34 protein-coding genes are annotated in these 22,682 nt (G+C 66.4%); 3 read left to right on the plus strand and 31 right to left on the minus strand.

Features of this window, described 5'->3' with window-relative positions:
- Nucleotides 1-2: 2 nt before the first annotated feature.
- The 30 genes from FMM06_RS12835 to rpsL form a co-directional block, all read right to left on the minus strand.
- Nucleotides 3-1,058, minus strand: a complete 1,056-nt coding sequence (locus FMM06_RS12835) for a DNA-directed RNA polymerase subunit alpha (protein WP_144237782.1) — start codon at nt 1,056-1,058, stop codon at nt 3-5.
- A gap of 102 nt (nt 1,059-1,160) precedes the next feature.
- Nucleotides 1,161-1,550, minus strand: a complete 390-nt coding sequence (gene rpsK / locus FMM06_RS12840; RefSeq protein ID WP_144237783.1) for a 30S ribosomal protein S11 — start codon at nt 1,548-1,550, stop codon at nt 1,161-1,163.
- Between the two features lie 50 nt (nt 1,551-1,600).
- Entirely contained in the window at nt 1,601-1,969 is a 369-nt protein-coding gene (gene rpsM / locus FMM06_RS12845) for a 30S ribosomal protein S13 (RefSeq protein WP_144237784.1), read from the minus strand.
- A gap of 205 nt (nt 1,970-2,174) precedes the next feature.
- Nucleotides 2,175-2,822 carry an adenylate kinase gene (locus FMM06_RS12850; RefSeq protein WP_144335469.1) on the minus strand — a complete coding sequence of 216 codons (648 nt, stop codon included), beginning with the start codon at nt 2,820-2,822 and terminating at the stop codon, nt 2,175-2,177.
- Complete coding sequence (secY, locus tag FMM06_RS12855; RefSeq protein ID WP_144237785.1) at nt 2,822-4,171, minus strand: preprotein translocase subunit SecY; 1,350 nt, start codon at nt 4,169-4,171, stop codon at nt 2,822-2,824. Before secY ends, FMM06_RS12850 begins: the two co-directional genes overlap by 1 nt.
- A gap of 118 nt (nt 4,172-4,289) precedes the next feature.
- On the minus strand, nt 4,290-4,823 hold the full coding sequence (gene rplO, locus FMM06_RS12860) for a 50S ribosomal protein L15 (protein ID WP_144237786.1): 534 nt from the start codon (nt 4,821-4,823) through the stop codon (nt 4,290-4,292).
- A 70-nt stretch (nt 4,824-4,893) separates the two neighbouring features.
- Nucleotides 4,894-5,073, minus strand: a complete 180-nt coding sequence (rpmD, locus tag FMM06_RS12865) for a 50S ribosomal protein L30 (RefSeq protein ID WP_144237787.1) — start codon at nt 5,071-5,073, stop codon at nt 4,894-4,896.
- Between the two features lie 11 nt (nt 5,074-5,084).
- Complete coding sequence (rpsE, locus tag FMM06_RS12870; protein WP_144237788.1) at nt 5,085-5,771, minus strand: 30S ribosomal protein S5; 687 nt, start codon at nt 5,769-5,771, stop codon at nt 5,085-5,087.
- Between the two features lie 3 nt (nt 5,772-5,774).
- Nucleotides 5,775-6,131, minus strand: coding sequence for a 50S ribosomal protein L18 (gene rplR / locus FMM06_RS12875; protein WP_144237789.1), 357 nt, complete (start codon nt 6,129-6,131; stop codon nt 5,775-5,777).
- The gene (gene rplF, locus FMM06_RS12880; RefSeq protein WP_144237790.1) at nt 6,131-6,664 is read right to left on the minus strand and encodes a 50S ribosomal protein L6; all 534 of its coding nucleotides are present in this window, start codon (nt 6,662-6,664) and stop codon (nt 6,131-6,133) included. Before rplF ends, rplR begins: the two co-directional genes overlap by 1 nt.
- Before the next feature lie 2 nt (nt 6,665-6,666).
- Nucleotides 6,667-7,065, minus strand: coding sequence for a 30S ribosomal protein S8 (rpsH, locus tag FMM06_RS12885; RefSeq protein ID WP_144237791.1), 399 nt, complete (start codon nt 7,063-7,065; stop codon nt 6,667-6,669).
- Nucleotides 7,066-7,070: 5 nt separating this feature from the next.
- Nucleotides 7,071-7,376, minus strand: coding sequence for a 30S ribosomal protein S14 (rpsN, locus tag FMM06_RS12890; protein ID WP_144237792.1), 306 nt, complete (start codon nt 7,374-7,376; stop codon nt 7,071-7,073).
- Nucleotide 7,377: 1 nt separating this feature from the next.
- On the minus strand, nt 7,378-7,962 hold the full coding sequence (gene rplE / locus FMM06_RS12895) for a 50S ribosomal protein L5 (protein WP_144237793.1): 585 nt from the start codon (nt 7,960-7,962) through the stop codon (nt 7,378-7,380).
- The gene (gene rplX / locus FMM06_RS12900) at nt 7,955-8,278 is read right to left on the minus strand and encodes a 50S ribosomal protein L24 (protein WP_144237794.1); all 324 of its coding nucleotides are present in this window, start codon (nt 8,276-8,278) and stop codon (nt 7,955-7,957) included. Before rplX ends, rplE begins: the two co-directional genes overlap by 8 nt.
- Nucleotides 8,278-8,646: a 50S ribosomal protein L14 gene (rplN, locus tag FMM06_RS12905; protein ID WP_144237795.1), complete on the minus strand. Its 369-nt coding sequence runs from the start codon at nt 8,644-8,646 to the stop codon at nt 8,278-8,280. The genes rplX and rplN overlap by 1 nt, the downstream gene beginning before the upstream one ends.
- Nucleotides 8,643-8,909: a 30S ribosomal protein S17 gene (gene rpsQ / locus FMM06_RS12910; RefSeq protein ID WP_144237796.1), complete on the minus strand. Its 267-nt coding sequence runs from the start codon at nt 8,907-8,909 to the stop codon at nt 8,643-8,645. Before rpsQ ends, rplN begins: the two co-directional genes overlap by 4 nt.
- Complete coding sequence (rpmC, locus tag FMM06_RS12915) at nt 8,909-9,118, minus strand: 50S ribosomal protein L29 (protein WP_144237797.1); 210 nt, start codon at nt 9,116-9,118, stop codon at nt 8,909-8,911. Before rpmC ends, rpsQ begins: the two co-directional genes overlap by 1 nt.
- Nucleotides 9,115-9,549, minus strand: a complete 435-nt coding sequence (gene rplP, locus FMM06_RS12920) for a 50S ribosomal protein L16 (RefSeq protein WP_144237798.1) — start codon at nt 9,547-9,549, stop codon at nt 9,115-9,117. Before rplP ends, rpmC begins: the two co-directional genes overlap by 4 nt.
- An 11-nt stretch (nt 9,550-9,560) precedes the next feature.
- Nucleotides 9,561-10,256 (minus strand): 30S ribosomal protein S3, encoded by a 696-nt coding sequence (rpsC, locus tag FMM06_RS12925; RefSeq protein WP_144237799.1) that lies wholly within the window; start codon nt 10,254-10,256, stop codon nt 9,561-9,563.
- A gap of 1 nt (nt 10,257) precedes the next feature.
- Nucleotides 10,258-10,647, minus strand: a complete 390-nt coding sequence (gene rplV, locus FMM06_RS12930; RefSeq protein WP_144237800.1) for a 50S ribosomal protein L22 — start codon at nt 10,645-10,647, stop codon at nt 10,258-10,260.
- On the minus strand, nt 10,647-10,925 hold the full coding sequence (gene rpsS, locus FMM06_RS12935) for a 30S ribosomal protein S19 (protein WP_144237801.1): 279 nt from the start codon (nt 10,923-10,925) through the stop codon (nt 10,647-10,649). Before rpsS ends, rplV begins: the two co-directional genes overlap by 1 nt.
- Before the next feature lie 3 nt (nt 10,926-10,928).
- Nucleotides 10,929-11,768, minus strand: coding sequence for a 50S ribosomal protein L2 (rplB, locus tag FMM06_RS12940; protein WP_144237802.1), 840 nt, complete (start codon nt 11,766-11,768; stop codon nt 10,929-10,931).
- Between the two features lies 1 nt (nt 11,769).
- Entirely contained in the window at nt 11,770-12,111 is a 342-nt protein-coding gene (locus FMM06_RS12945) for a 50S ribosomal protein L23 (protein ID WP_144237803.1), read from the minus strand.
- On the minus strand, nt 12,104-12,727 hold the full coding sequence (gene rplD / locus FMM06_RS12950) for a 50S ribosomal protein L4 (protein WP_144237804.1): 624 nt from the start codon (nt 12,725-12,727) through the stop codon (nt 12,104-12,106). Before rplD ends, FMM06_RS12945 begins: the two co-directional genes overlap by 8 nt.
- A gap of 3 nt (nt 12,728-12,730) precedes the next feature.
- Nucleotides 12,731-13,492, minus strand: a complete 762-nt coding sequence (gene rplC / locus FMM06_RS12955; protein WP_144335470.1) for a 50S ribosomal protein L3 — start codon at nt 13,490-13,492, stop codon at nt 12,731-12,733.
- 79 nt (nt 13,493-13,571) lie between these two features.
- Nucleotides 13,572-13,886, minus strand: a complete 315-nt coding sequence (rpsJ, locus tag FMM06_RS12960; protein WP_144237805.1) for a 30S ribosomal protein S10 — start codon at nt 13,884-13,886, stop codon at nt 13,572-13,574.
- Between the two features lie 96 nt (nt 13,887-13,982).
- Nucleotides 13,983-15,176 (minus strand): elongation factor Tu, encoded by a 1,194-nt coding sequence (tuf, locus tag FMM06_RS12965; protein WP_144237806.1) that lies wholly within the window; start codon nt 15,174-15,176, stop codon nt 13,983-13,985.
- Between the two features lie 89 nt (nt 15,177-15,265).
- Nucleotides 15,266-17,338 carry an elongation factor G gene (fusA, locus tag FMM06_RS12970; protein ID WP_144237807.1) on the minus strand — a complete coding sequence of 691 codons (2,073 nt, stop codon included), beginning with the start codon at nt 17,336-17,338 and terminating at the stop codon, nt 15,266-15,268.
- A gap of 22 nt (nt 17,339-17,360) precedes the next feature.
- Nucleotides 17,361-17,831, minus strand: coding sequence for a 30S ribosomal protein S7 (gene rpsG, locus FMM06_RS12975; protein ID WP_144237808.1), 471 nt, complete (start codon nt 17,829-17,831; stop codon nt 17,361-17,363).
- Between the two features lie 11 nt (nt 17,832-17,842).
- Nucleotides 17,843-18,214, minus strand: a complete 372-nt coding sequence (gene rpsL, locus FMM06_RS12980; protein ID WP_144237809.1) for a 30S ribosomal protein S12 — start codon at nt 18,212-18,214, stop codon at nt 17,843-17,845.
- Between the two features lie 263 nt (nt 18,215-18,477).
- Here rpsL and FMM06_RS12985 point away from each other — a divergent pair, with 263 nt between their 5' ends.
- The 3 genes from FMM06_RS12985 to FMM06_RS12995 are packed head-to-tail and all read left to right on the plus strand — an operon-like array spanning nt 18,478 to nt 22,352.
- Nucleotides 18,478-20,673 carry a spermidine synthase gene (locus tag FMM06_RS12985; protein ID WP_144237810.1) on the plus strand — a complete coding sequence of 732 codons (2,196 nt, stop codon included), beginning with the start codon at nt 18,478-18,480 and terminating at the stop codon, nt 20,671-20,673.
- Nucleotides 20,674-20,724: 51 nt separating this feature from the next.
- A complete protein-coding gene (locus FMM06_RS12990) occupies nt 20,725-21,351 on the plus strand; it encodes a DUF2306 domain-containing protein (protein ID WP_144237811.1) in 627 nt (208 codons plus the stop codon).
- Nucleotides 21,352-21,377: 26 nt separating this feature from the next.
- A complete protein-coding gene (locus FMM06_RS12995) occupies nt 21,378-22,352 on the plus strand; it encodes a magnesium transporter CorA family protein (RefSeq protein ID WP_144237812.1) in 975 nt (324 codons plus the stop codon).
- Here the strand turns inward: FMM06_RS12995 and FMM06_RS13000 are convergent.
- Nucleotides 22,326-22,667, minus strand: coding sequence for a hypothetical protein (locus FMM06_RS13000; RefSeq protein ID WP_144237813.1), 342 nt, complete (start codon nt 22,665-22,667; stop codon nt 22,326-22,328). The two genes, FMM06_RS12995 and FMM06_RS13000, sit on opposite strands and share 27 nt — an antisense overlap.
- Nucleotides 22,668-22,682: the final 15 nt, after the last annotated feature.

Below are 22,682 nucleotides of genomic sequence, written 5' to 3' on the forward strand. Positions count from 1 at the left end.
GCTTAATATTCGGCTTCGAGCTTCTTCGCCATTTCCTCGATGTTCTCGGGCGGCCAGCCGGGGATTTCCATACCCAGGCGCAGCCCCATCGCGGTCAGCACTTCCTTGATCTCGTTCAGCGACTTGCGGCCGAAGTTCGGGGTGCGCAGCATCTCGCTCTCGGTCTTCTGAACCAGATCGCCGATGTAGATGATGTTGTCGTTCTTCAGGCAGTTCGCCGAACGCACCGACAGCTCGAGCTCGTCGACCTTCTTGAGGAGGTAACGGTTGAGCGCGTTGGTGTCGTCGATCTCGATCGGCCCGCCCGCGTGGACAGGGCTGTGCTGCGTCGACTGGACACCCGTCGGCTCGTCGAAATTGACGAACAGCTGGAGCTGGTCCTGCAGGATACGCGCGGCATAGGCGAGCGCATCGTCCGGGGTCATCGTGCCGTCGGTCTCGACGGTGATGTTGAGCTTGTCGTAGTCGAGCTCCTGACCGACGCGGGTGTTCTCGACCTTGTACGCGACCTGGCGCACCGGCGAGTACAGCGCATCGACGGGAACCAGCCCGATCGGCGCATCGGCCGGACGGTTCTGCGAGGCGGGGACATAGCCCTTACCCGCTTCGATCGTCAGCTCCATGTTGAGCGTCGCGCCCTCGTCGAGGGTGCAGATCACCAGCTCGGGGTTCATGATCTCCATGTCGCCCGTGACCGCGATCTGGCCCGCCGTGGCGGGGCCCGGACCGGTCGCCGACAGATGCACACGCTTGGGCTGATCGCCCTGCATGCGCACGGCGATCTGCTTGATGTTGAGGACCATGTCGGTCACATCTTCACGCACGCCGGTGAGCGACGAGAATTCGTGCAGCACGCCGTCGATCTTGACCGCGGTCACCGCTGCACCCTGCAGCGACGACAGCAACACGCGGCGCAGCGCGTTGCCGAGCGTCAGGCCGAAGCCACGCTCGAGCGGCTCGGCGACGAACGTGTTCTTCCGGCGGCTGTCGCTGCCCGGCTTCGACTCGAGCCGGTTCGGCTTCTTGAGTTCGGTCCAATTCTTCGCGATGACTGCCATTTTTTTCCCCTCGGGGGCTGGGACGCGGCCGGATCGTCACCCGGCCACCTCGAATCTAGTAAGTCCGCCGCGCGAGACCCGCGCGGGCGGCAGCGGCAGCCGTCAGACGCGGCGGCGCTTCGGCGGCCGGACGCCGTTGTGCGGGATCGGCGTCACGTCGCGGATCGCGGTGATGTTGAAGCCCACCGCCTGCAGCGCGCGCAGCGCCGACTCGCGACCCGAACCCGGACCGCGAACCTCGACCTCGAGCGTGCGGACGCCGTGCTCGGCGGCCTTCTTGCCGGCATCCTCGGCAGCCATCTGGGCGGCGTAGGGCGTCGACTTGCGCGAGCCCTTGAAGCCCATCGTGCCGGCCGACGACCAGGCAATCGCATTGCCCTGCGCGTCGGTGATGGTGATCATCGTGTTGTTGAAGCTGGCGTTCACATGCGCGACGCCGGAGGTGATGTTCTTGCGCTCGCGGCGCTTGATGCGGGCTGGTTCACGGGCCATCGAAGTATCCTGAATCTAGAAAGTGACGGGCGACTGAGCTGACGCTCGCGTCACTTCTTCTTGCCGGCGATCGGCTTGGCCTTGCCCTTGCGGGTGCGGGCGTTGGTGTGGGTACGCTGGCCGCGCACCGGCAGGCCGCGACGATGGCGCAGGCCGCGGTAGCAGGCCAGGTCCATCAGACGCTTGATGTTCATCGCGGTCTGGCGGCGCAGGTCGCCCTCGACGGTCAGGTCGCGGTCGATCTTCTCGCGGATCTGCAGGACTTCGGCGTCGGTCAGGTCCTGGACCCGGCGCTCGCGCGGGAAGCCCAGCTCGGTCACGATGCCGAGCGCCTTGGTGCGGCCGATGCCGTGAATATAGGTCAGCGCGATCTCGACGCGCTTGTTGGTCGGGATATTGATACCCGCGATACGTGCCACGTTGTTCGTCTCCTACGCTCCACGGGCCGCCCGGGCAGGCGCCCCATCTCAAAGCACGACACCGGCGCGGCAAAAGCCACCCCGGTGGGTTCATCCGGTCAATCGGAAGCGGGTCAGCTAGACAGGGAGTCGTAAGAAGTCAAGCTGTCGCACGCTTCGCTGCGGAACTTTAGTCGACCGGCCCGGTGACGGCCAATCCGGCGCTTCACCCCGCCAGCACGCCGTCGATCGCGTGGCCGACCTCGTCCATGTCCGCCATGCCGTCGATCTTCGTCACGATGCCCTTGGCCTCGTAGTACGGCAGGATCGGTGCGGTCTTGGCGCGATACTCGCCCATCCGCGTGCGGACGGTCTCGGCATTGTCGTCGGGGCGGCGCTTGAAGGCGTGGCTGCCGCACACATCGCACGTGTCGTCCTGCTGCGGGCGATTCGAGCGGTCGTGGTACAGCGCGCCGCAGTCGGCGCAGGTAAAGCGCCCGGTGATCCGGTCGACCAGCGCGTCCTCGTTGACCTCGAGCTCGATGACGTGATCGAGGTGCAGCCCCTTCGCGGCGAGCATCGCGTCGAGCGCCTCGGCCTGCGCCTGGGTGCGCGGATAGCCGTCGAGGATGAAGCCCGGGTGCGACTGCGGCACATCGAGACGCTCGGCGATCAGGCCGTTGACGATCTCGTCGCTCACCAGCTCACCCGCCGCCATCACCGCCTTGGCGCGTTGCCCCAGCTCCGACCCATTGGCGATCGCCGCGCGCAGCATGTCGCCGGTCGACAATTGCACCAGGCCGCGCTCGGCGGTCAGCCGCGCGGCCTGCGTGCCCTTCCCCGCGCCCGGCGGACCGAGCAGCACCAGGATGATCAACGGCGACTTCCCCTCAGCTTGGACTTCTTGATGAGCCCCTCGTATTGATGCGCGAGCAGATGCGACTGGATCTGCGCCACCGTATCCATGGTCACATTGACGACGATGAGCAAGCTCGTCCCGCCCAGCGCCATGCTGGTGCCGAGCCGCGACGCCATGAATTCGGGCAGCAGGCAAATCAGCGTCAGGTAGGCCGCCCCGATCACCGTGATGCGTGTCAGCACATAGTCGAGATACTCGCTGGTCTTCACGCCGGGCCGGATGCCGGGGATGAAGCCGCCGTACTTCTTGAGGTTCTCCGCCGTCTCCTCGGGGTTGAAGACAACCGCGGTGTAGAAGAAGCTGAAGAAGATGATGCCGAGGCCGTAGAGCGCCATGTAGAGCGGCGCGCCGTGCTGCAGCGCGCCGGTGACGCCGAGAAGCCAATCGGGGCTGTTGCCCTGCTGCGTCGCGAACTGCGCGATGGTCAGCGGCATCAGCAGCAGCGACGACGCGAAGATCGGCGGGATGACGCCGGCGGTGTTGATCTTCAGCGGCAGGTGCGAACTGTCGCCCTGGAACTGCTTCGTGCCGACCTGACGCTTCGGATACTGGATCAGGATGCGGCGCTGGGCCCGCTCCATCAAACAGATGAAGGCGATAGCCGCCAGCGCCACGATGATCACCAGCAGCACGAAGCCGGTGCCGATCGCGCCGGTGCGTGCCTGCTCGAACAGCGTGCCGATCTCGCGCGGCAGCGCGGCGACGATACCCGCCATGATGATTAGCGAGATGCCGTTGCCGATACCGCGGCTGGTGATCTGCTCGCCCAGCCACATCAAAAACATCGTGCCGCCGATCAGCGTGATGACGGTGGTGATGCGGAAGAACGCGCCCGGATCGATGACCGCCTGGATGCCCGACCCACCGCCCCAGCTTTCGAGGCCGACGGCGATGCCGTAGCCCTGGATCGCGGTCAGCAGCACGGTGCCGTAGCGCGTGTACTGGTTGATCTTCTTGCGGCCCGACTCGCCTTCCTTCTTCAGCGCGGCGAGGCTGGGGACGAGGCTGGTCATCAGCTGGATGATGATCGACGCGGTAATGTAGGGCGTGACGCCCAGTGCGATCAGCGACATGCGCTCGAGCGCGCCGCCCGAGAACATGTTGAAGAAGTCGAGCGCACCGCCCTTGGTGCCCTGGAACAGCGTGTTGAGCGCGGTCGGGTCGATGCCGGGCAGCGGCACGAACGACACCAGCCGGAAGACGATCAGCGCGCCGAGGGTGAACCACAGGCGCTTCTTGAGCTCGGTCGCCTTGCCGAAATTCGCGAAGCTGAGCTGCGCGGCCATCTGCGCTTGTGACGCCATTCGAGTTCCCAACGGTTCGGCCCCGACGGGGCTACGCGGGGCCTAGATAGGCGAGCGCGCAGCCTTCCGCCATGCCGTCATGCAAAACCGCCCGCGCCGAGGCGCGGGCGGGATAGACTTAGGCCTTCGCCTTGGCGGCGCGGGCCGAGGCGCGAGCGACCTTCTGCTCGTCGCGGCTGAGCGGCGCGGGCTTTTCGGCGGGCAGTTCGAGGCTGCCACCGGCGGCTTCGACCGCGGCCTTGGCGGCGGCGCTGGCGCCGTGCAGCTTGAGCTTGAGCGGGGTGGTCAGCGTGCCCTTGGCGAGCAGGCGGACGCCCTCACGCGCGTGGCTGATGACACCCGCCGCAACCAGCGCAGCGCCGTCGAGGACGGTGTCGGCGTTGATCTTGCCGGCATCGACCGCGATCTGCAGCGTGCCCAAGTTCACCTCGGCGAAGTACTTGCGGAAGACGTTGTTGAAGCCGCGCTTCGGCAGACGCATGTGGAGCGGCATCTGACCGCCCTCGAAGCCCGCGATGCTGACGCCCGAACGGCTCTTCTGGCCCTTCTGGCCGCGTCCGGCGGTCTTGCCGACGCCCGAGCCGATGCCGCGGCCGACACGGACACGCGACTTGCGCGCGCCGGGATTATCTCTGAGATCGTTCAGTTTCATGTCAGTGCACTCGCTTTCGCTTTAGTCGCGCAGGATAGGGCCGCGTTACACAGCGTAACGCGGATGAGGCTTACTCGCCCTCGACCGTCAGCAGATGCGCGACCTTGCGGATCATGCCGCGCACGCTCGGGGTATCCTCGAGCTCGCGCGTGCGGTGCATCTTGTTGAGGCCGAGGCCGATCAGCGTCGCTTCCTGGTCGGGGCGACGGCGGATCGGCGAGCCGGTCTGGGTGATCTTGACGGTTGCCATCATCAGTTCCTTCAGGCGACCGCTTCGGCGTCGGCTTCGGCCGTCCGAGCCCCGGCATCGCCACGGCGAGCCATCAGGTCGGCGATCTTCTTGCCGCGCCGCTGCGCCACCGCCTTCGGCGAGGTCTGCTCGCCGAGGGCCGCGAAGGTCGCGCGGATCATGTTGTACGGGTTGTTGGTGCCGACCGACTTGGTGACCACGTCGTGGACGCCGAGCGATTCGAACACGGCGCGCATCGGGCCGCCGGCGATGATGCCGGTACCCTGGGCGGCCGAGCGGACATAGACCTTGCCCGCACCGAAATGGCCGTAGCCGTCGTGGTGCAGCGTGCGGCCGTCGCGCAGCGGCACGCGGATCATCGCCTTCTTGGCAGCGGCAGTTGCCTTCGAGATCGCTTCCGGGACCTCGCGCGCCTTGCCGTGGCCGAAGCCGACGCGACCCTTGGCATCGCCGACGACGACGAGTGCTGCGAAGCCGAAGCGCTTGCCGCCCTTCACCGTCTTCGAGACGCGGTTGATGTGGACGAGCTTCTCGACGAGCTCCTCGCCGCCGGGCTCGCCGCCGCGGTTGTTATCGCGTCCGCGACCGCCACGATCGTTGCCGCCACGGCCACGACCGCCGCCGGGGCCACCGGGACCACCGCCGCCGGGACCGTTACGACGCCCCGCGTTGGGGCCTGCGCCTGCTGTCTCAGCCATTGCTTAAAACTCCAGCCCGCCTTCGCGGGCTCCCTCGGCAAGCGCCTTGACGCGGCCGTGAAACAGGAAACCGCCGCGATCGAACACGACGTTGGTGACGCCCGCCGCCTTGGCGCGCTCGGCCAGCCGCTTGCCGACCTCGACCGCCGAGGCGCAGGTCGCGCCGCTGGTGTCGCGGACGTCCTTCTCGAGCGTCGACGCCGCAGCCACCGTGGTGCCCAGCGAATCGTCGATCACCTGCGCATAGATGTGCGACGACGAACGATGGATCGACAGGCGCGGACGATTGCCCGCCTTGGCACGGATCGAGGTGCGGACGCGACGGCGCCGCTGTTCGAACAGGGAAAGGTTCTTGCCCATTACTTCTTCTTCCCTTCCTTGCGGAAGATGAACTCGCCGCGATACTTGATGCCCTTACCCTTGTACGGCTCGGGCTTGCGCCAGCGGCGAATTTCCGCGGCGACCTGGCCGACGACCTGCTTGTCGGACCCGGAGATCTCGACCGTCGTCGGGTCGGGCGTCTTGATCGTGATGCCCTCGGGGATCGGATAGTCGACGTCGTGGCTATAGCCGAGCTGCAGCTTGAGGTTCGACCCCTGCACTGCGGCACGATAGCCGACGCCGGTGATCTCCAGCACCTTGGTGAAGCCGTCCGAGACGCCGACGACGAGGTTCGAAACAAGCGTCCGCTGCATGCCCCAGAAGGCGCGCGCGCGCTTGGTCTCGTTCGCCGGCATCACCGAGATGCCGTCGTCGCCGAGCGTGTACGAAAGGTCGTCGACCATCGCCATCGCGAGCATCCCCTTGGGACCCTTCACGCTGAGCGTGCCGCCTTCCATCGTGGCGGTGACGCCCGCAGGCACCGGAACCGCCTTCTTGCCAATTCGCGACATGATTAAAACACCTGGCAGAGGACTTCGCCGCCGACGTTCTGCTCGCGCGCTTCCGCGTCGGACAGAACACCCTTGGGCGTCGAGACGATGACGATGCCGAGCCCGTTGCGGACGCGCGGCAGCTCGGTGGCGCCAGAATAGACGCGGCGGCCGGGCTTCGACACGCGTGCGACGTGCTGGATCGCGGGCTGACCCTCGAAATACTTGAGGTCGATGCGCAGCGCCGCAGTCGACGAGCCGTCGGGCGCGTCGCTATAGCCGCGGATATAGCCCTCGCGCTGGAGGACATCGAGGACGCGGGCACGCAGCTTCGACGCCGGCGTCAGGACGGAGTCCTTGCGCGCCTGCTGGCCGTTGCGGATGCGGGTGAGCATGTCACCCAGGGGATCGGTCATCGACATAGGGGTTACCAGCTCGACTTCGTGACGCCGGGGATCAGGCCCTTGTTGGCCAGCTCCCGCAGCATGATGCGGCTCAGCTTGAACTTGCGATAGTAGGCGCGGCTGCGGCCCGTGAGCTCGCAGCGGTTGCGCACACGACCGGGCGTCGCGTTGCGCGGCAGCTCGCTCATCTTGAGGCGCGCCATCAGCCGATCGTTGTCGTCGGCGCTCTCGTCGTGCGAGATCGCCTTCAACGCCGCGAACTTGGGCGCGTACTTCTTGACCAGCGCCTTGCGACGCTCGTTCTTCTTGATCGAGGAAAGCTTGGCCATCTTAAGCCGCCTTTGCCTGCGGCTCGATCATCCCGATGAAGGGAAAACCGAAAGCCTTGAGAAGGGCACGCGCTTCGTCGTCGGTGCGCGCGGTGGTGGTGATGATGACGTCCATGCCGCGCACCGTGTCGATGCGGTCATAGTTGATCTCGGGGAACACCAGCTGCTCCTTGAGGCCCATCGCGTAGTTGCCGCGCCCGTCGAACGACTTCGGGTTGAGCCCGCGGAAGTCGCGGACGCGCGGCAGCGCGATGGTGATCAGCCGGTCGAGAAACTCGTACATCTTCTCGCGGCGCAGGGTCACCTTGCAGCCGATCGGCATGCCTTCGCGCAGCTTGAAGGTCGCGACCGACTTCTTGGCCTTGGTGATGACGGGCTTCTGGCCCGCGATCAGCGCCATCTCGGCGGCCGCGATGTCGACCTTCTTCTTGTCCTGCGTCGCTTCGCCGACACCCATGTTGATGACGATCTTGTCGATCTTGGGAACCTCCATGAGGTTCTTGTAACCGAACTGCTCGATCATCGCGGGCCGCACGCGGTCCTGATAGATCGTCTGCATCCGCGTCAGATTTGCTTGATCAGCCATCGATCGTCGCTCCCGACCGCTTGGCGATACGCACCTTGCTGCCGTCTTCGTTGATTTTGAACCCGACGCGCGACGCCTTGCCCGTCTCGGGATCCTTGATCGCGACCTTCGACACGTACATCGCCGCTTCGAGACGCTCGAGACCACCCTGGGGGTTGGCCTGGCTCGCCTTCTTGTGGCGCGTCATCATGTTGATGCCGCTGACGATGACCTTGCCCTCCTTGGGCATGGCCTTGGTGACTTCACCCGACTTGCCCTTGTCCTTGCCGGACAGGACGATGACGGTGTCACCCTTCTTGATCTTCGCGGCGCTCATTACAGCACCTCCGGCGCAAGGCTGATGATCTTCATGTGGCCCGAGGCGCGCAGCTCGCGCACCACCGGCCCGAAGATACGGGTGCCGATCGGCTCCTCGTTCTTGTTGATCAGCACCGCGGCATTGCCGTCGAAGCGGATCACCGAACCGTCGGCGCGGCGGATGTCCTTGGCGGTGCGAACGACGACCGCGCGGTGCACGTCACCCTTCTTCACCTTGCCCTTGGGCGCAGCTTCCTTGATCGACACGACGATGGTGTCGCCGACGCCGGCAAAGCGACGCTTCGACCCGCCGAGCACCTTGATGCACATGACGCGCTTGGCGCCCGAGTTGTCGGCGACGTCGAGATTGGTCTGCATCTGGATCATGCGTGCGATCCTTCGATCACTTGGCCGACCTGAACGGTGTCGAGGACACGCCAAGTCTTGAGCTTGGAAATCGGCGCGCACTCTTCGATGCGCACCACGTCACCCGTCTTCACCGCGTTGGCGGCGTCATGGGCATGATACTTCTTCGACAGGCGGATGATCTTGCCATAGACCGGGTGACGCACCTGGCGCTCGATCAGCACAACGACCGTCTGGTTCGCCTTGTCGGAGACTACGGTCCCCTGCAAAATGCGCTTGGGCATTACTTCGTCTCCTGCGCGGCAGCGGTCTGGCGCTGCGCCTGCAACGTCTTGATGCGCGCGATCGTGCGGCGCACCGTGCGGACCCGCGCCGGCTTCTCGAGCTGGCCCGTCGCCGCCTGAAAGCGCAGGTTGAACTGCTCGCGCTTCAGCTCGCCGAGGTTGCCCGCGATCTGGTCGTCGGACTGGGTCCGTAGTTCCTTCGTTTTCACTTCGTCACCTCGCCGGTCGGCTCGCCGAGGCGAACGATGACCTTGGTCTTGATCGGCAGCTTGGCCGCCGCACGCTCGAACGCACCCTTGGCGATCTCGTGGCTGACGCCGTCGATCTCGAACATGATGCGACCCGGGGCGACGCGCGCCGCCCAGAATTCGGGTGCGCCCTTGCCCTTACCCATGCGGACCTCGTTCGGCTTCTGCGTCACGGGCACGTCGGGGAAGATGCGGATCCACAAGCGGCCGGCACGCTTCATGTGGCGGCTGATCGCGCGGCGGGCCGCCTCGATCTGACGCGCCGTGATGCGGTCGGGCTCCATCGCCTTCAGGCCATAGGCGCCGAAGTTGAGCGCGGTGCCGCCCTTCGAGTCGCCCTTGATGCGGCCCTTGAACTGCTTGCGGAATTTTGTGCGCTTGGGGGAAAGCATCTATCTTATCCTCAGCGCGCCGGACGGACGCCGGAAGTCTGCGCTTCCATCATCAGCCGGTCCTGCGACATCGGGTCGTGACCCAGGATCTCGCCCTTGAAAATCCAAACCTTGACGCCGCAGACACCGTAAGCGGTGTGCGCCTGCGCCTCGGCATAATCGACGTTGCCGCGCAGCGTGTGCAGCGGCACCCGGCCCTCGCGGTACCACTCGGTCCGCGCGATCTCGGCGCCGCCGAGACGGCCCGAGCAGGTGATCCGGATGCCCTCGGCCCCGAGACGCAGCGCCGACTGGACCGCACGCTTCATCGCGCGGCGGAAGGCGATACGACGCTCGAGCTGGTCGGCGACACCCTGGGCAACGAGACGGCTATCGACTTCCGGCTTGCGGATCTCGACGATGTTCAGCGACACGTCGCTCTTGGTCATCGCGCCGATCTGCTTGCGCAGCTTCTCGATGTCAGCGCCCTTCTTGCCGATGATGACACCGGGACGGGCAGCGTAGATCGACACGCGGCACAGCTTCGCCGGACGCTCGATGACGACCTTCGAGATCGCCGCCTGCATGTGCGTCTTCATGATGAAGGTGCGGATGCGCAGGTCTTCGAGCAGCATCGTGCCATAGGCGTCGCCTTCGGCGTACCAGCGGCTGTCCCACGTGCGGTTGATCTGCAGGCGCAGACCGATGGGGTTCGACTTGTTACCCATGTTATGCGTCCTCGGACGTGTCGGCCATCTCGCGCACGACGACGCGAAGGCGGCTGAACGGCTTTTCGATACGCGCCGCACGACCGCGAGCCCGCGGCGTGAAACGCTTCATGACCAGCGCCTTGCCGACGCTCGCCTCGTGGACGATCAGCGCGTCGACATCGAGATTATGATTGTTCTCGGCATTGGCGATCGCCGATGCCAGCACCTTCCGCACCTCGGGCGCCATGCCCTTGGTCGAGAACTGCAGGATGTTCAGCGCTTCGCCAGCCTTGCGACCGCGGATCAGGCCCGCGACCAGGTTGAGCTTGTACGGCGAGCCGCGCAGCGTCGTGGCAATTGCCAGCGCCTCGCGGTCGCCGACCTTGCGGGGATTATTGGGCTTGCCCATCAGCGCTTAGCCTTCTTGTCGGCGGCGTGACCCGTGAAGGTGCGCGTCGGCGCGAACTCGCCGAGCTTCATGCCGACCATGTCCTCGTTGACCGAGACGGGGATGAACTTGCGGCCGTTATAGACGCTGAACACCAGCCCGACGAACTGCGGCAGGATGGTGGAGCGGCGCGACCAGGTCTTGATCGGACCACGCCCGCCGCCACCGGCCTGCGCGGTTTCGGCCTTCTTGAGGACGTGCAGGTCGACGAACGGACCCTTCCAGACGGAGCGGCTCATCGCTTAGCCCTTCTTCTTTTTGGCGTGACGCGACCGGATGATCATGTGGTCGGTCGACTTGTTCGAGCGCGTCTTGGCGCCCTTCGTGGGCTTGCCCCACGGCGTGACCGGGTGACGGCCGCCCGAGGTCCGGCCTTCACCACCGCCGTGCGGATGGTCGACCGGGTTCTTGGCGACACCGCGCGTAAGCGGGCGACGGCCCATCCAGCGCACGCGACCGGCCTTGCCGAGGTTCTGGTTCGAGTTGTCAGGGTTCGACACCGCGCCGACGGTCGCCATGCAGTCCGACCGCGTGTAGCGCTGCTCACCCGAGTTAAGGCGGATGATCACCATGCCGCGGTCACGACCGACGACCTGGACGAAGGTGCCGGCGGCGCGGGCGATCTGGCCGCCCTTGCCGGGCTTCAGCTCGACATTGTGGACGATCGTACCGACCGGCATCGAGCCGATTTCCATCGCGTTGCCCGGCTTGACGTCGACCTTCTTGCCCGCAGTCACGACGTCGCCGACAGCGAGACGCTGCGGAGCGATGATGTACTGCTGGTTGCCGTCGGGATACTTGACCAGCGCGATGAACGCCGAGCGGTTGGGGTCGTACTCGAGGCGCTCGACGGTCGCGGGCACGTCCCACGTGCGACGCTTGAAGTCGACGATCCGGTACAGCTGCTTGTGACCGCCCGCGATGCCGCGCGCGGTGGCGTGGCCCATGTTGTTGCGCCCGCCCGACTTGCGCAGACCCTCGGTCAGCGCCTTGACGGGACGGCCCTTGAACAGGCTCGACCGGTCGACGAGGATAAGGCCGCGGCGGCCTGGGCTCGTCGGATTATAGCTTTTCAGAGCCATTTCAGATCCCCGTGGTCACGTCGATGCGGTCGCCTTCGGCGAGCGTCACGACGGCCTTTTTCTCATCGGCGCGGGTGTAGGGCTTGCCCTTCCAGCGCTTGTTCTTGCCCTTCTGGACCATCGTGTTGACCGCGGTCACGCGCACGCGGAACAGCGCCTCGACGGCGGCCTTGATCTCGGGCTTCGACGCCGAGTTGGCGACCTTGAAAACGACCTGGTTGAATTCGCTGACCATCGTCGACTTCTCGGTGATCACCGGCTTCACGATGATGTCGTAGTGCTTGAGGTCGATCGCCGCGGGAGCAGCGACCTCCTTCTTGCCCAGGAACGGGAGCTTAGCCATTGACGCGCGCCTCCAGGCTCGCAACCGCGGCGCGGGTCAGGACCAGCGTGTCGTGGTTGAGGATGTCGTAGACGTTGGCGCCGATCGCCGGCAGCACGTCGATCTTGTGCAGGTTCGCGGACGCCAGACCGAAGTTGGCGTTGACCGCGTCGCCGTCGATGAACAGCCCGCTGGTGATGCCGAGACCGCCGAGCGTCGCGAGAAGCGACTTGGTCTTGGCTTCGGCGAGGTCGAAGTTCTCGACCACGACCAGCTTGCCTTCGGCTGCCTTGACGCTGAGCGCGGTGGCGAGGCCGAGACGGCGGATCTTCTTGTTCAGGCCCGGATCGAAATCACGGACGCGCGGACCATGGGCCTTACCACCGCCGATGAACTGCGGCGCGGCACGGTTGCCGTGGCGGGCGGTACCGCCGCCCTTCTGGTTGCCCAGCTTCTTGCCGGTGCGCTTCACTTCGCTGCGCTCACGCGCCTTGCGGGCGGTGGCACGGCGCTTCTCGAGCTGCCACGTCACGACGCGGTGCAGGATGTCGACGCGCGGCGGCAGGCCGAACACGGCATCCGACAGTTCGATGTCGCCAGCGGCACCGTTGTCGAGGTTCTTGACTTCAAGCTTCATGGCTCAAGCCTCCTCAGTCACGGTTTCGGGGGTGGTGTCGGCGACCTGATCGTTGACGATCTGATCCTCGACGACCGGGGTGTCGTTCGCAGCCGACTTGATCGACGCGGGGTACGGCGCATCGGCATGGCGCGCGACCTTGACCGCGTCCTTGACGAGTAGCCAGCCGCCCTTGTGCCCGGGCACCGAGCCCTTGACGAAGATCAGGCCGCGCTCGACGTCGGTCGAGACGACTTCCAGGTTCTGCTGGGTACGCTGGCGGTCGCCCATGTGGCCCGCCATTTTCTTGCCCTTGAACACCTTGCCAGGGTCCTGGCGCTGACCGGTCGAACCGAGCGAGCGGTGCGAGACCGAGACACCGTGGGTGGCGCGCAGACCGCCGAAGTTCCAACGCTTCATGCCGCCCTGAAAACCCTTACCGACGGTGTCGCCCGTCACGTCGACCATCTGGCCGGCGACAAAGTGATCTGCCGAAACGGTGGCGGCGACATCGAGCAGCGCGTCCTCGGACACGCGGAACTCGGCAACCTTCGCCTTGGGCTCGACCGAAGCTGCACCGAAGTGGCCACGCTCGGGCTTAGAAGTATTCTTGGCTTTCTTGACGCCGGCACCGAGCTGGACGGCGGTGTAGCCGTCACGCTCCTGGGTGCGGACACTGACGACCTGGCAACCTTCGAGCGCGAGAACCGTCACGGGTACGTGGCGGCCGTCGCTCTGAAAGAGCCTCGTCATTCCCATTTTCTTCGCGATCACGCCACTGCGCATGATCAATTCCTTTCTGGCCAGAGGCCCCCGCAATTGGGGGCATGAAAAACGAGTTCGCTCCGCGTCTGTAACTACAAGGTTACCCCTGCAGCTTGATCTCCACGTCGACACCCGCGGCGAGGTCGAGCTTCATCAGCGCGTCCACCGTCTGCGGCGTCGGGTCGACGATATCGAGGAGGCGCTTGTAGGTGCGCACCTCGAACTGCTCGCGCGACTTCTTGTCGACGTGCGGCGAGCGGTTGACCGTGAACTTCTCGATGCGCGTCGGCAGCGGGATCGGACCGCGGATCGCGGCGCCGGTGCGCTTGGCCGTGTCGGCGATCTCGCCCGTGGCCATATCGAGGACCCGGTGATCGAACGCCTTCAGGCGAATGCGGATGTTCTGCGTGTCCATCGAAACCAATCAAATCTCAAAATGAAGCGGCCCAAGCCGTAAAGCCGGACCGCTCAACTCGAATCACTGGGACCCGAGGGGAGCGGCCCTATAGCCTTACTTGCTGATCTGCGCAACCACGCCCGAACCAACGGTACGGCCGCCCTCGCGAATTGCGAAGCGGAGGCCCTGCTCCATCGCGATCGGCGCGATCAGCTTGACCTGCAGCTGGACGTTGTCGCCCGGCATGACCATCTCGGTGCCCTCGGGCAGCTCGACGGTGCCGGTGACGTCCGTGGTGCGGAAGTAGAACTGCGGGCGGTAGTTGGCGAAGAACGGCGTGTGACGGCCACCCTCGTCCTTCGACAGCACGTAGACCTCGGCAGTGAACTCGGTGTGCGGCTTGATCGAGCCGGGCTTGCAGAGCACCTGGCCACGCTCGACGTCCTCACGGCCGACACCGCGCAGCAGCGCGCCGATGTTGTCGCCGGCCTGGCCCTGGTCGAGCAGCTTGCGGAACATCTCGACGCCCGTGCAGACGGTCTTGCGGACTTCCGGCGCGATGCCGACGATCTCGACTTCCTCGCCGACCTTGACGATGCCGCTCTCGACCCGGCCCGTCACGACGGTGCCGCGACCCGAGATCGAGAACACGTCTTCGATCGGCATCAGGAACGGACGGTCGAGCGGACGCGCCGGCTGCGGGATGTACTCGTCAACGGTCTGCATCAGCTTGATGACCGCGTCGCGACCGATGTCGTCACGCTTGCCGTCGAGGGCGCAAACCGCCGAACCCTGCGTGATCGGCGTGTCGTCGCCCGGGAAGTCGTACTTCGACAGCAGCTCGCGAATCTCGAGCTCGACGAGCTCGAGGATTTCGGCGTCGTCGACCAGGTCGACCTTGTTCATGAACACGACGAGCGACGGCACGCCGACCTGCTTGGCGAGCAGGATGTGCTCGCGGGTCTGCGGCATCGGGCCGTCGGTCGCCGAGACGACGAGGATCGCGCCGTCCATCTGCGCGGCACCGGTGATCATGTTCTTCACATAATCGGCGTGGCCGGGGCAATCGACGTGCGCGTAGTGGCGGTTGGCCGTCTCGTACTCGACGTGTGCGGTCGAGATCGTGATGCCGCGCTCACGCTCCTCGGGAGCCTTGTCGATGTCGGCATAGGACGTGAAGGTCGCGCCGCCGGTCTCGGCGAGGATCTTGGTGATCGCCGCGGTCAGCGACGTCTTGCCATGGTCGACGTGACCGATGGTGCCGATGTTGCAGTGCGGCTTGTCGCGAACGAATTTTGCCTTACCCATGATTCCCGTTTCCTTCGTCGAATTTGCAGCCCGGCCGCGAAGCCGGGGCGTCTAGTTTCTGTGTCCGAAAATGTAAAGCCAAAGTGGCGTCACGCCATCTTGAGCTTGATTTCCTCCGCCACGTTCGAGGGCACTTCCTCGTAATGGCTGAACTGCATCGAGTATTGCGCGCGGCCCTGCGACATCGACCGAAGCTGGTTGACGTAGCCGAACATGTTGGCCAGCGGCACCATCGCCTCGATCACCTGCGCGTTGCCGCGGCTGTCGGTGCCCTGGATCTGGCCACGACGGCTGTTCAGGTCGCCGATGACGTCGCCCATGAAGTCCTCAGGGGTAACGACCTCGACCTTCATCACCGGCTCGAGCAGCTTGATGCCTGCCTTGGTGGCAGCCTCGCGCATGCCGCCGCGGCCCGTGATTTCGAACGCCAGCGCCGACGAGTCGACGTCATGGTAGGCGCCGTCGTACAGGCGCGCCGTGAAGTCGATGATCGGGAAGCCGATCAGCGAGCCCGACGCAGCGATCTCGCGGATGCCCTTCTCGACCGAGGGGATATATTCCTTGGGAATATTGCCGCCCTTGACCTCGTCGACGAACACCACGCCCGAACCGCGCTCACCGGGTTCGACCGAGAACTTGATTCGGCCGAACTGGCCCGAGCCGCCCGACTGCTTCTTGTGGGTATAGTCGACGTCGACCTTGCGGGCGAGCGATTCGCGATACGCCACCTGCGGCGCGCCGACGTTCGCTTCGACCTTGAACTCGCGGCGCATGCGGTCGACGAGAATCTCGAGGTGGAGCTCGCCCATCCCCTTGATGATCGTCTGGCCGCTCTCCTGGTCGCTGGTGACGCGGAAGGACGGATCCTCCTGCGCCAGGCGGTTGAGGGCGATGCCCATCTTCTCCTGGTCGGCCTTGGTCTTGGGCTCCACCGCGACCTCGATGACGGGGTCCGGGAACTCCATGCGCTCGAGGATGATCGGCTTCAGCGGCGCGCACAGCGTGTCGCCCGTGGTGACGTCCTTGAGGCCGACCAGCGCGACGATGTCGCCGGCATAGGCCTCCTTGATGTCCTCGCGGTTGTTGGCGTGCATGAGCAGCATGCGGCCGATCTTCTCGCGCTTGTCCTTGACCGAGTTGAGCACGGTCGAGGCCGCCTCGAGCTTGCCCGAGTAGATGCGCGCGAAGGTCAGCGTGCCGACGAACGTGTCGGTCATGATCTTGAAGGCGAGCGCCGAGAAGGGCGCGTCATCCGAAGCCTCGCGGACCTCGTCCTCTTCCTTCAGGTTGATGCCGTGCATCGGCGGAATGTCGAGCGGGCTCGGCAGATAGTCGACGACGGCGTCGAGCAGCGGCTGCACGCCCTTGTTCTTGAACGCCGAGCCACACAGCACGGGGACGAACGCGAACGACAGCGTGCCCTTGCGGATCAGCGCCTTCAGGGTGGCGGTGTCGGGCTCGTTGCCCTCCAGATACGCCTCCATGATGTCGTCGTCCTGCTCGACGGCCATCTCGATCAACTCCGAACGCGCCTGTGCGGCGGCGTCCTTCAGGTTGTCCGGGATTTCCTTGTACTCGAACTTCGCGCCGAGCGATTCGTCGTTCCAGATGATCGCGCGGTTCTCGACCAGGTCGACGAGGCCGATGAAATCACCCTCGAGGCCGACCGGCAGGTACAGCACGGCCGGACGCGCACCCAGGCGATCCTTGATCATCTGGACGCAGCGGTCGAAGTTCGCACCGGTACGGTCGAGCTTGTTGACGAAGCACATGCGCGGCACGCGGTACTTGTCCGCCTGACGCCACACCGTCTCCGACTGCGGCTCGACCCCGGCAACGCCGTCGAAGCACGCGACGGCACCGTCAAGCACGCGCAGCGAACGCTCGACTTCGATGGTGAAGTCGACGTGGCCGGGCGTGTCGATGATGTTGATGCGGTGGTCGTTCCAGAAGCACGTCGTGGCAGCCGACGTGATCGTGATCCCGCGCTCCTGCTCCTGCTCCATCCAGTCCATAGTGGCGGTGCCCTCATGGACCTCGCCGATCTTATAGGCCTTGCCGGTGTAGTACAGGATGCGCTCGGTCGTCGTCGTCTTGCCGGCGTCGATGTGCGCCATGATACCGATGTTACGGTACATGTTGAGCGGGGTCGTGCGGGTCATTTCGGTTACTCTCTAGCCGCCGTTACCAGCGGTAATGCGAGAAGGCGCGGTTCGCTTCGGCCATGCGGTGCGAGTCTTCGCGCTTTTTGACCGCGGTGCCGCGGTTGTTGGCAGCGTCGACCAGCTCGCCCGACAGGCGCTGTGCCATCGTGTGCTCGCTGCGGTTGCGCGCGGCACCGATCAGCCAGCGGATGGCGAGAGCCTGCGAACGCTCCGGACGCACCTCGACGGGGACCTGGTAGGTCGCACCGCCGACGCGGCGCGAGCGCACCTCGATGCCCGGGCGAACGTTCGCCAGCGCATCGTGGAACACGCCGACGGGATCGCGACGGGTCTTGGCCTCGACAGTCTCGAGCGCATTGTAGACGATCGACTCGGCGACCGACTTCTTGCCCTCGACCATGACGAGATTCATGAACTTGGAAAGGATGATGTCCCCGAAGCGGGGATCGGGGAGAATTTCGCGCTTCTCTGGGCGACGACGACGGGCCATTTATCTGATCCTTACTTCGGCCGCTTCGCGCCGTACTTCGAACGCGACTGCTTCCGGTCCTTGACGCCCTGCGTGTCGAGCTGACCACGGATGATGTGGTAGCGCACGCCGGGAAGGTCCTTTACGCGACCGCCACGGATCATGACGACCGAGTGCTCCTGCAGGTTGTGCTTCTCACCGGGGATGTAGCCGATGACCTCGAAGCCGTTGGTCAGGCGCAGCTTGGCGACCTTGCGGAGCGCCGAGTTCGGCTTCTTCGGCGTCGTCGTGTAGACACGCGTGCAGACGCCGCGCTTCTGCGGGCAGGCCTCCATCGCGGGGACTTTGTTGCGCGCCTTCTGGGGCTCGCGACCCTTGCGGATCAGCTGGTTGATCGTCGGCATTCGATTACGTCACCTCGGGCTATTCGGCGGGTCGTGAGACTCGCCTACTTCCAGACCCGCACCGCCCTAAAGGCATAAGCGCGTGTCGCTCCGTTTCCGGATCTCCACGCGCGCGGCACAGCCTGTCGTTTCTGTGTCCCGCAGCAAGTACATGCCTCGATGCGGAAGCGGGCCTTTACTGGATAGGTGTGCGCCGGTCAACGGCGATTAGTCGCGCCTTCCGGGCTAGCCGGGACCCGCGCAAGCCGCCAAAGAGCGCCCGGATGACCGTGTCCCCCCCCTCGCTCCGCCCGCTGTTCACGGTGACGGTGCTGCTCGGCTCGTTCCTGCTGTTCCTGATCCAGCCGATGTTCGGCCGCCAGGTGCTGCCCGTACTCGGCGGCTCGCCGTCGGTGTGGAACACCGCGATGCTGTTCTACCAGGCCGCATTGCTCCTCGGCTATCTCTATGCCCATGCGATTCGCGGGCTGCGGCTGAACCAGCAGCTGGCGCTCCACCTGCTGCTGTTTGCCGCCGCGATGCTGACGCTGCCGATCGGGCTCGCCGCGTGGGTGCCGGCGCAGGGGACGACGCCGCCGGCGCTGTGGCTGCTCGGGCTGCTCGCGGCGTCGATCGGCCCGGTGTTCTTCGTCGTCTCGGCGCAGGCACCGCTGATGCAGGCGTGGTTCGCACGCTCCGACGACGCGAGCGCCGCCAACCCCTTCTTCCTCTACGCCGCGTCGAACGCCGGCAGCTTCGCCGCGCTGATCGCCTATCCGCTGCTCGTCGAGCCGAACCTGCGCCTCGGCGCGCAGGCCTGGGCGTGGTCGGGCGGCTTCGTCGTGCTGGCGCTGCTCGTGGCAGCGTGCGGGCGCGCGGTGCGCGGGCGCCCCGCCCCGCCGGCGGTGCCGCGCGATGCGGTGACGTGGCGGCAGCGCGGGCGCTGGACCTTGCTTGCCGCGATACCCTCGGGCCTGCTGCTGTCGACGACGACGCACCTGACCACCGACATCATGGCGATGCCGCTGCTGTGGGTGGTGCCGCTCGGCGTCTATCTGCTCAGCTTCATCGTCGCGTTCGGCACGCACGGGCCCGCGGCGACGCGCGCGGCGCTGGCGGTAGCGCCCCTCGCGCTGCTCCTGCTCGGTGGCGGGGCGTTCCTGTCGATCGGCTCGGCCGCGACGCTGTTCGCGATTGCCGGGGTCCTGCTGCTGTTCATCATCGCACTGGCGCTGCACGGCACGCTCGCGGTCGAGAAGCCGGGGGCGGGGGCACTGACCGACTTCTATCTGTGGATCTCGGTCGGCGGCGCGGTCGGCGGGGCGTTCGCCGCGCTGGTCGCGCCCCTGATCTTCGACTGGTCGTACGAGCACCCGCTGCTGCTCGTCGCAGCCGCGATGCTGATCCCGGCGGCAGGCTGGTCGCAGCGCCTCGCGCCGCTGTGGGAGCGCACCGGCATCCGCATCGCGGTCGCGGCACTGGCCCTGCCGCTGTCGTGGTTCGGGGGCGCTGCGGTCGCTGGACGAACCGGCGGCGCGACGCTGGCGGCGGCGGTGGTGCTCGCCGGCGTGGCGCTGCTCACCGCCGGCCGGCCGCGCCTGTTCGGCTGGCTGTTCGCGATGCTGATCCTGACGCTCGGCGGCTGGGCGCAGATCGGCACCTCGCGGTCGGGCGCGCGCGACCGCAGCTTCTTCGGCGTCTATACCGTGCAGGACTCGCCCACCCAGAACTACCGCCGCCTGCTCCACGGCACGACGCTGCACGGCGTCCAGTCGCTCGACCCGGCCAAGGCGACTGTGCCGATGACCTATTATGCGCCGAGCAGCGGCGTCGGCCTGGCGTTCGTTGCCGCCCCGCGCCTGTACGGCCCAGCGGCACGGCTGGGGGTCGTCGGCCTCGGCACCGGTACCCTCGCCTGCTACGCGAAGCCGGGCCAGGCGTGGACGATCTTCGAAATCGATCCGGTGATGGTCGAAATCGCCCGGCGCGACTTCTCCTATCTCGCGCGCTGCAAGCCCGATGCCCGGATCGTCATCGGCGACGCGCGCCTGACGCTGGCGGCCGAGCGCCCCGCCAGCTTCGACCTGCTCGCCGTCGATGCCTTCTCGTCGGACGCGATCCCCCTCCACCTCGTGACCCGCGAGGCGCTGCGCGTCTACGGCCGGGCGCTCGCCCAGGACGGCATCCTGCTGATGCACGTCTCGAACCGCTTCCTGCGGCTGCAGCCCGTCGTCGCGGCGATCGCCCGCGCCGAGGGCTGGACTGCGATGGTGCGCGAGGACAGCCCCGCCGACGACCAGCCCCGCGGCGAATACACGACCCGCTCGTCATGGATCGCACTCGCCCGCAACCCCGCCCGCCTCGCCGCACTGCGCGCCACGAGCGGCGTCGAGTGGGAGGCGCTCGACACCGACCCGGGCGTCACCGCGTGGAGCGACGATTTCGCGAGCGTGCTGCCCGTCCTCAAGCGGCCGGGCTGACTGGTCCGGGCCGACCCGCGCTGCTAGCCTGTTCCGCAGGAGGGGCGGGGCATGGCGGCACGGGCACGGGTATCGGCGGCGGGCATAATCTTCACCATTGCGGTGGTCAGCACCCTGCCCGTCATCTGGACCGTCGTGCTGCCGGTGCTCAGCGGTGCGGCGCGGCCCGACCATGCGGGCCACTGGCTGCTCGTCGTGCTGCATGCGCTGACCGGGCTGATCACGCTGATCGCAGGCACGCTCGGCCTCTACATTGGCTGGACGCGGCGCTGGTTCGAATGGCACCGTCATGTCGGCTGCACTTATCTGGGCGCGGGGCTGACGATGGCGGCGGTGGCGCTGATCCTGTCGATCCAGGCACCGCACCCGGTGAAGTCGATCTTCGTCTCGACGGGCGTGCTGTCGGTGGTTTGGTCCGCGGTCGCCTGCATGGGCTGGCGCGCCGGGGCCAACCGGCGCGAGGCGTCGCACCGCGACTGGATGATCCGCAGCTATGTGCTGACCTGGACCTTCGTCTTCTGCCGCCTGGCGCAGCGCGGCTTCGGCTTCGAGGGGCTGGGCGAGGAGGGGGTGACCGCGGGCATCTGGCTGTACTGGATCGGCCCGCTGATCCTCTGCGAGATCGCGCTGCAATGGCGGCGCGGGGCGCGGCTTTCCCCCGACCGGGGAACCGGCTAGCAGCGCATGCGGGAGGGCCGCGGCCAATGATGCGCATCTATTCGCCGGGTCCCGAGCGCGCGGTCTGCGCGACGATGTGCGACCTGCAGACGCTGCCCGAGAATGCCGTGTGGATCGACATGCTCGAGCCGACGCACGAGGAGGAGCAGTTCGTCGAGCGTGCCCTCGGCATCATGGTCCCGACGCGCGACGAGATGGTCGAGATCGAACCGTCGAGCCGGCTGTACCGCGAGAACGGCGCGATCTACGCGACCGCAAACGTACTGGCCGGCCTGGCCGAGAACGCGCTGACCAACACCGAGGTGTCGTTCGTGCTGACGCCCGCCCACCTCGTCACGGTGCGCTACGCGAGCCCCCGCGCGTTCGAGACGATCAAGGCGCATGCCGAGCGGGCGCCGCTGCTGACCGCCGATCCGGGGGCGGTGCTGCTGACCCTGCTCGACGCGATCGTCGACCGGCTGGCGGACATACTGGAGCATGTCGGCGGCGACCTCGACCGCATCTCGGGATCGACCTTCAAGCGCGCCAAGAGCAACCGCAACGCGCGCATGTCGACGGTCGCGCTGCAGGTGCTGCTGACCCGCATCGGGCATGCGCAGGACGTCGTGTCCAAGGCGCGCGATTCGGCGCTGACGCTGGCGCGCGTGCTGGGCTTCCTGACCTTCGCGATGCCGCAGAAGGACAGTCGCGAGCAGCTCCGCAGCCTGGCGCGCGACGTCTCGGCACTGACCGACCATGCCAATTACCTCGGGCAGAACATCACCTTCCTGCTCGACGCCGTGCTCGGGCTGATCAGTCTCGAACAGGCGAATATCTCGAAGATCTTCTCGGTCGCGGCGCTGGTCTTCCTGCCGCCGACGCTGATCGCGGGCATCTACGGGATGAACTTCGAGATCCTGCCCGAGCTGAAATGGCAGTTCGGCTATCTCTGGGCCTTGGGCCTGATGCTGGCGTCGGCGGTGTTTCCATACCTCTTATTCCGCTGGCGCGGCTGGTTGTGACTCGTCGTCGAAGGCGCAGCCATAGCCTTCGGTGAAGCGCGCCGACCGGCCGCCGAGCAGCGGCACCCAGGCGGTGATGCGCTTCGCCGCCGGATCGTCGGACATACTCACGATTTCCATCCCCGGCTCGAAATCGGTGGCGCACGACGCCATGTCGCGCCCGCCGACGTAGCGGCACGAGCAGACGACACGCGCGACATAGCCGCTGGCGAGGTACGCCCGCTTGCCCTGCGGGCCGAGGCGCAGCCACGCATAGCCGCCCGCGAGCGCGAGGATCAGCGCCAGCGCGATCCACCGCCAATGTCTTGCCAGCACGCGTGCCCCCCCTCT

The sequence above is a fragment of the Glacieibacterium frigidum genome (genome assembly GCF_007097155.1).
Taxonomy (GTDB): Bacteria; Pseudomonadota; Alphaproteobacteria; order Sphingomonadales; family Sphingomonadaceae; genus Glacieibacterium; species Glacieibacterium frigidum.

Excerpts from the sequence above, each read along its gene's own strand:
- secY (WP_144237785.1), bottom strand. The coding sequence starts at position 4,171 with ATGGCGTCACAAGCGCAGATGGCCGCGCAGCTCAGCTTCGCGAATTTC.
- rplE (WP_144237793.1), bottom strand. The coding sequence starts at position 7,962 with ATGGCTGATCAAGCAAATCTGACGCGGATGCAGACGATCTATCAGGAC.
- rplR (WP_144237789.1), bottom strand. The coding sequence starts at position 6,131 with ATGGGCAAGAACCTTTCCCTGTTCGAACAGCGGCGCCGTCGCGTCCGC.
- rpsH (WP_144237791.1), bottom strand. The coding sequence starts at position 7,065 with ATGTCGATGACCGATCCCCTGGGTGACATGCTCACCCGCATCCGCAAC.
- rplO (WP_144237786.1), bottom strand. The coding sequence starts at position 4,823 with ATGAAACTGAACGATCTCAGAGATAATCCCGGCGCGCGCAAGTCGCGT.
- rpsN (WP_144237792.1), bottom strand. The coding sequence starts at position 7,376 with ATGGCCAAGCTTTCCTCGATCAAGAAGAACGAGCGTCGCAAGGCGCTG.
- rpsG (WP_144237808.1), bottom strand. The coding sequence starts at position 17,831 with ATGGCCCGTCGTCGTCGCCCAGAGAAGCGCGAAATTCTCCCCGATCCC.
- rplV (WP_144237800.1), bottom strand. The coding sequence starts at position 10,647 with ATGGGCAAGCCCAATAATCCCCGCAAGGTCGGCGACCGCGAGGCGCTG.
- tuf (WP_144237806.1), bottom strand. The coding sequence starts at position 15,176 with ATGGGTAAGGCAAAATTCGTTCGCGACAAGCCGCACTGCAACATCGGC.
- FMM06_RS12995 (WP_144237812.1), top strand. The coding sequence starts at position 21,378 with ATGATGCGCATCTATTCGCCGGGTCCCGAGCGCGCGGTCTGCGCGACG.
- rpsE (WP_144237788.1), bottom strand. The coding sequence starts at position 5,771 with ATGGCTGAGACAGCAGGCGCAGGCCCCAACGCGGGGCGTCGTAACGGT.
- rpsC (WP_144237799.1), bottom strand. The coding sequence starts at position 10,256 with ATGGGTAACAAGTCGAACCCCATCGGTCTGCGCCTGCAGATCAACCGC.
- rplB (WP_144237802.1), bottom strand. The coding sequence starts at position 11,768 with ATGGCTCTGAAAAGCTATAATCCGACGAGCCCAGGCCGCCGCGGCCTT.
- rpsJ (WP_144237805.1), bottom strand. The coding sequence starts at position 13,886 with ATGGACACGCAGAACATCCGCATTCGCCTGAAGGCGTTCGATCACCGG.
- FMM06_RS12835 (WP_144237782.1), bottom strand. The coding sequence starts at position 1,058 with ATGGCAGTCATCGCGAAGAATTGGACCGAACTCAAGAAGCCGAACCGG.
- fusA (WP_144237807.1), bottom strand. The coding sequence starts at position 17,338 with ATGACCCGCACGACCCCGCTCAACATGTACCGTAACATCGGTATCATG.
- rplX (WP_144237794.1), bottom strand. The coding sequence starts at position 8,278 with ATGAGCGCCGCGAAGATCAAGAAGGGTGACACCGTCATCGTCCTGTCC.
- rplD (WP_144237804.1), bottom strand. The coding sequence starts at position 12,727 with ATGAAGCTTGAAGTCAAGAACCTCGACAACGGTGCCGCTGGCGACATC.
- rplF (WP_144237790.1), bottom strand. The coding sequence starts at position 6,664 with ATGTCGCGAATTGGCAAGAAGGCGGTTCCGGTGCCTGCGGGCGTCACC.
- rpsQ (WP_144237796.1), bottom strand. The coding sequence starts at position 8,909 with ATGCCCAAGCGCATTTTGCAGGGGACCGTAGTCTCCGACAAGGCGAAC.
- rplN (WP_144237795.1), bottom strand. The coding sequence starts at position 8,646 with ATGATCCAGATGCAGACCAATCTCGACGTCGCCGACAACTCGGGCGCC.
- FMM06_RS12945 (WP_144237803.1), bottom strand. The coding sequence starts at position 12,111 with ATGGCTAAGCTCCCGTTCCTGGGCAAGAAGGAGGTCGCTGCTCCCGCG.
- rpsK (WP_144237783.1), bottom strand. The coding sequence starts at position 1,550 with ATGGCCCGTGAACCAGCCCGCATCAAGCGCCGCGAGCGCAAGAACATC.
- FMM06_RS12985 (WP_144237810.1), top strand. The coding sequence starts at position 18,478 with ATGACCGTGTCCCCCCCCTCGCTCCGCCCGCTGTTCACGGTGACGGTG.
- rplC (WP_144335470.1), bottom strand. The coding sequence starts at position 13,492 with ATGCGCAGTGGCGTGATCGCGAAGAAAATGGGAATGACGAGGCTCTTT.
- rpsL (WP_144237809.1), bottom strand. The coding sequence starts at position 18,214 with ATGCCGACGATCAACCAGCTGATCCGCAAGGGTCGCGAGCCCCAGAAG.
- rpmD (WP_144237787.1), bottom strand. The coding sequence starts at position 5,073 with ATGGCAACCGTCAAGATCACCCAGACCGGCTCGCCGATCCGCCGTCGC.
- rplP (WP_144237798.1), bottom strand. The coding sequence starts at position 9,549 with ATGCTTTCCCCCAAGCGCACAAAATTCCGCAAGCAGTTCAAGGGCCGC.
- FMM06_RS12990 (WP_144237811.1), top strand. The coding sequence starts at position 20,725 with ATGGCGGCACGGGCACGGGTATCGGCGGCGGGCATAATCTTCACCATT.
- rpsS (WP_144237801.1), bottom strand. The coding sequence starts at position 10,925 with ATGAGCCGCTCCGTCTGGAAGGGTCCGTTCGTCGACCTGCACGTCCTC.